Genomic DNA, 5,430 nt, shown 5'->3' on the forward strand with positions numbered 1-5,430 from the left:
TAAATTGTGTTCGGCGGTGTCCTACTTTTCCACCCGTGTTGGGTAGTATCATCGGCGCTGGCAGGCTTAGCTTCCGGGTTCGGGATGGGTCCGGGCGTTTCCCTGCCGCTATGGCCGCCGTAACTCTATTCACTCGTTGTTGAGTGTGAATCTAGTTTTGGTGGTGGGGTGCAGTCGTTTGACTGGTGTGGATGTGTGGTTGCGGGCGTTGATGTGCGTTTTTACGTTCAACGAAAACATGGTTGTTTGTTTTGGTTGTTGTAAGTTTTCGGCCGGTTAGTGCCAGTTCCCTGAACACCTTGCGGTGCGTGCAGGTCTGGTCTATCGATCCCGTGGTCTGCGGGGGGCCTTATCCCTCTAAAAGGGTGAGAAACCTGGTCTTGGAGAAGGTTTCCCGCTTAGATGCTTTCAGCGGTTATCCTGTCCGAACGTGGCTATCCAGCGGTGCCCCTGGTGGGACAACTGGTAGACCAGAGGTTCGTCCGTCCCGGTCCTCTCGTACTAGGGACAGGTTTCCTCAAGTTTCTGACGCGCGCGGCGGATAGAGACCGAACTGTCTCACGACGTTCTAAACCCAGCTCGCGTGCCGCTTTAATGGGCGAACAGCCCAACCCTTGGGACCTGCTCCAGCCCCAGGATGCGACGAGCCGACATCGAGGTGCCAAACCATCCCGTCGATATGGACTCTTGGGGAAGATCAGCCTGTTATCCCCGGGGTACCTTTTATCCGTTGAGCGACACCCCTTCCACTCGGGGGTGCCGGATCACTAGTCCCGACTTTCGTCCCTGCTTGACATGTCCGTCTCGCAGTCAAGCTCCCTTGTGCACTTGCACTCAACACCTGATTGCCGTCCAGGTTGAGGGAACCTTTGGGCGCCTCCGTTACATTTTGGGAGGCAACCGCCCCAGTTAAACTACCCACCAGGCACTGTCCCTGGACCGGATATACGGTCCGAGGTTAGAAGTCCAATACGATCAGAGTGGTATTTCAACAATGACTCCACCCACACTGGCGTGTGAGTTTCACAGTCTCCCACCTATCCTACACAAACCGAACCGAACGCCAATACCAAGCTATAGTGAAGGTCCCGGGGTCTTTTCGTCCTGCCGCGCGTAACGAGCATCTTTACTCGTAGTGCAATTTCGCCGAGTCTATGGTTGAGACAGTTGAGAAGTCGTTACGCCATTCGTGCAGGTCGGAACTTACCCGACAAGGAATTTCGCTACCTTAGGATGGTTATAGTTACCACCGCCGTTTACTGGGGCTTAAATTCTCCGCTTCACCCCAAAGGGTTAACGGGTCCTCTTAACCTTCCAGCACCGGGCAGGCGTCAGTCCGTATACATCGTCTTGCGACTTCGCACGGACCTGTGTTTTTAGTAAACAGTCGCTTCTCACTGGTTTGTGCCACCCCCCACCGCTGCCGGCCGCTAGTGCCATGACAGTAGGAGGTCCCCCTTCTCCCGAAGTTACGGGGGTATTTTGCCGAGTTCCTTAACCATAGTTCACTCGTACGCCTTGGTATTCTCTACCTGACCACCTGTGTTGGTTTGGGGTACGGGCCGTGTGTGTGCTCGCTAGAGGCTTTTCTTGGCAGCAAAGGATCACCGAATTCGCCTCACTCGGCTATGCATCACCTCTCAGGATATGTGAAACGCGGATTTGCCTACGTTTCTCCCTACGGGCTTGCCCCAGTATTACCACTGACTGGTACGGCTACCTACCTGCGTCACCCCATCGCTTGACTACTACCACCGAAGGTCCCGCGCAGCCGATCATCGTCGCTCCCCGAAGGGATTGATCAACAATCATTTGGGCGGTTAGTACCGGTGATTCATCAGGGACGCTCATACACGGGTACGGGAATATCAACCCGTTGTCCATCGACTACGCCTGTCGGCCTCGCCTTAGGTCCCGACTCACCCTGGGCGGACTGGCCTGGCCCAGGAACCCTTGGTCTTTCGGCGGGCAAGGTTCTCACTTGCCTTATCGCTACTCATGCCTGCATTCTCACTCCCACACCCTCCACAGCTCCATTACCAGGCTGCTTCACCGGTGTGCAGGACGCTCCCCTACCCAACAAACAAAGTTTGTTGCCGCGGCTTCGGCGGTGTGCTTGAGCCCCGCTACATTATCGGCGCACAATCACTTGACCAGTGAGCTATTACGCACTCTTTCAAGGGTGGCTGCTTCTAAGCCAACCTCCTGGTTGTCTCTGCGACTGCACATCCTTTTCCACTTAGCACACGCTTAGGGGCCTTAGCCGGCGATCTGGGCTGTTTCCCTCTCGACGTACGGAGCTTATCCCCCGCCGTCTCACTGCCACGCTCTCACTTACCGGCATTCGGAGTTTGGCTGACGTCAGTAACCCTGTGGGGCCCATCGGCCATCCAGTAGCTCTACCTCCGGCAAGAAACACGTAACGCTGCACCTAAATGCATTTCGGGGAGAACCAGCTATCACGGAGTTTGATTGGCCTTTCACCCCTACCCACAACTCATCCCCTCAGTCTTCAACCTAAGTGGGTTCGGGCCTCCACGCGGTCTTACCCGCGCTTCACCCTGGCCATGGGTAGATCACTCCGCTTCGGGTCCAGAACACACCACTACACCACACACTCTTGTGTGGATACGCCCTATTCAGACTCGCTTTCGCTACGGCTACCCCACCCGGGTTAACCTCGCGACATGTCCCTGACTCGCAGGCTCATTCTTCAAAAGGCACGCCATCACCCCACTCAAAGAGAGGGCTCTGACGGATTGTAAGCGCACGGTTTCAGGTACTATTTCACTCCCCTCCCGGGGTACTTTTCACCATTCCCTCACGGTACTAATCCGCTATCGGTCACTGGGAAGTATTCAGGCTTACCGGGTGGTCCCGGCAGATTCACAGCAGATTCCACGGGCCCGCTGCTACTCGGGAACCCATCACCACAGAGAACATGTTTTCACCTACGGGGCTCTCACCCACTACGGCAGACCATCCCAGGCCACTTCGGCTAACACATTCTTTTCTCACTGCAGCCCAGACCGGCAGATCCGGGAAGACAGGCCCCACAACACCGCACACACAACCCCTGCCGGGTATCACATGCATACGGTTTAGCCATCCTCCGCTTTCGCTCGCCACTACTCACGGAATCACTTACTTGTTTTCTCTTCCTACGGGTACTGAGATGTTTCACTTCCCCGCGTTCCCCCCCATACCCTATGTATTCAGGTATGGGTGACACGACATCACTCGTGCCGGGTTTCCCCATTCGGACATCCTCGGATCAACGCTCGGTTGACAGCTCCCCGAGGCATAACGCAGCCTCCCACGTCCTTCATCGGCTCCCAGTGCCAAGGCATCCACCATGCGCCCTTAAACACTTACAACACAAAAAACCAATTCGAAAAAAGAAATTGCACATCAAAAACACCCACAAACCCCAAAGGATTCATGCGTGCTAGATGCTCGCAACCACTATCCACAAATCAAACACCACACCCCACCACCAAAGCAGGGCAACAACACGCCTCTTGAACCGCAGTCCAAGAACAACGGGCCTGTTGTCTCAAAGCCCAACAGTGTGTTTGGCAGCACCAGAAGAAAAATCCCGTTCCTGGCTACTTTGCTTGTCGTGCACCAGACCCCCACCCACTACAGGTGAAAGGCCATCCAACGAATCGCCTGACAATCAGCTGATCCCGCGATTTACGGGGCCGGCCAGGTCTCGTGGTGCTCCTTAGAAAGGAGGTGATCCAGCCGCACCTTCCGGTACGGCTACCTTGTTACGACTTCGTCCCAATCGCCGATCCCACCTTCGACGGCTCCCTCCCACAAGGGGTTAGGCCACCGGCTTCGGGTGTTACCGACTTTCATGACGTGACGGGCGGTGTGTACAAGGCCCGGGAACGTATTCACCGCAGCGTTGCTGATCTGCGATTACTAGCGACTCCGACTTCACGGGGTCGAGTTGCAGACCCCGATCCGAACTGAGACCGGCTTTGAAAGGATTCGCTCCACCTCACGGCATCGCAGCCCTTTGTACCGGCCATTGTAGCATGTGTGAAGCCCTGGACATAAGGGGCATGATGACTTGACGTCATCCCCACCTTCCTCCGAGTTGACCCCGGCAGTCTCTCACGAGTCCCCGCCATTACGCGCTGGCAACATAAGATAAGGGTTGCGCTCGTTGCGGGACTTAACCCAACATCTCACGACACGAGCTGACGACAGCCATGCACCACCTGCACACAGGCCACAAGGGAACTGATATCTCTACCAGCGTCCTGTGCATGTCAAACCCAGGTAAGGTTCTTCGCGTTGCATCGAATTAATCCACATGCTCCGCCGCTTGTGCGGGCCCCCGTCAATTTCTTTGAGTTTTAGCCTTGCGGCCGTACTCCCCAGGCGGGGTACTTAATGCGTTAGCTACGGCACGGATCCCAAGGAAGGAAACCCACACCTAGTACCCACCGTTTACGGCGTGGACTACCAGGGTATCTAATCCTGTTCGCTCCCCACGCTTTCGCTCCTCAGCGTCAGTTACTGCCCAGAGACCCGCCTTCGCCACCGGTGTTCCTCCTGATATCTGCGCATTCCACCGCTACACCAGGAATTCCAGTCTCCCCTGCAGTACTCAAGTCTGCCCGTATCGCCCGCACGCCCACAGTTAAGCTGTGAGTTTTCACGAACAACGCGACAAACCACCTACGAGCTCTTTACGCCCAGTAATTCCGGACAACGCTCGGACCCTACGTATTACCGCGGCTGCTGGCACGTAGTTGGCCGGTCCTTCTTCTATAGGTACCGTCACTTGCGCTTCGTCCCTACTGAAAGAGGTTTACAACCCGAAGGCCGTCATCCCTCACGCGGCGTCGCTGCATCAGGCTTGCGCCCATTGTGCAATATTCCCCACTGCTGCCTCCCGTAGGAGTCTGGGCCGTATCTCAGTCCCAGTGTGGCCGGTCACCCTCTCAGGCCGGCTACCCGTCGTCGCCTTGGTGAGCCGTGACCTCACCAACAAGCTGATAGGCCGCGGGCCCATCCCACACCGCAAAAGCTTTCCACCACAACCCATGCAGGCCGTAGTCCTATTCGGTATTAGACCCAGTTTCCCAGGCTTATCCCAAAGTGCAGGGCAGATCACCCACGTGTTACTCACCCGTTCGCCACTCGTGTACCCGAAGGCCTTACCGTTCGACTTGCATGTGTTAAGCACGCCGCCAGCGTTCGTCCTGAGCCAGAATCAAACTCTCCAAACAAAAACCCCTCACCCAAAGGCAAGGCAGAATTCGAATCAGAACAAGCCTGAAACCAAACAACAGACACCAAAACTGGCATCCAAAAAACCACACCCCAACACGGGGGTATCAGAATGTGGCAAAAAACAACAACAAACAAAAACCACCAAACACACTATTGAGTTCTCAAACAACACACCCG

At 55.7% G+C, this 5,430-nt stretch carries 3 rRNA genes; all 3 read right to left on the reverse strand.

Going from position 1 to position 5,430, the window contains the following annotated elements:
- Positions 1-8 precede the first annotated feature (8 nt).
- Positions 9-122, reverse strand: a 5S ribosomal RNA gene (rrf, locus tag EV580_RS33530).
- Positions 123-256: 134 nt separating this feature from the next.
- A 23S ribosomal RNA gene (locus EV580_RS33535) occupies positions 257-3,377 on the reverse strand.
- A gap of 354 nt (positions 3,378-3,731) precedes the next feature.
- Positions 3,732-5,249: ribosomal RNA gene (locus EV580_RS33540) — 16S ribosomal RNA — on the reverse strand.
- The 16S, 23S and 5S rRNA genes sit together here, the layout of an rRNA operon.
- Positions 5,250-5,430 lie beyond the last annotated feature (181 nt).

This window comes from Mycobacterium sp. BK086 (assembly GCA_004362315.1).
Taxonomy (GTDB): domain Bacteria; phylum Actinomycetota; class Actinomycetes; order Mycobacteriales; family Mycobacteriaceae; genus Mycobacterium.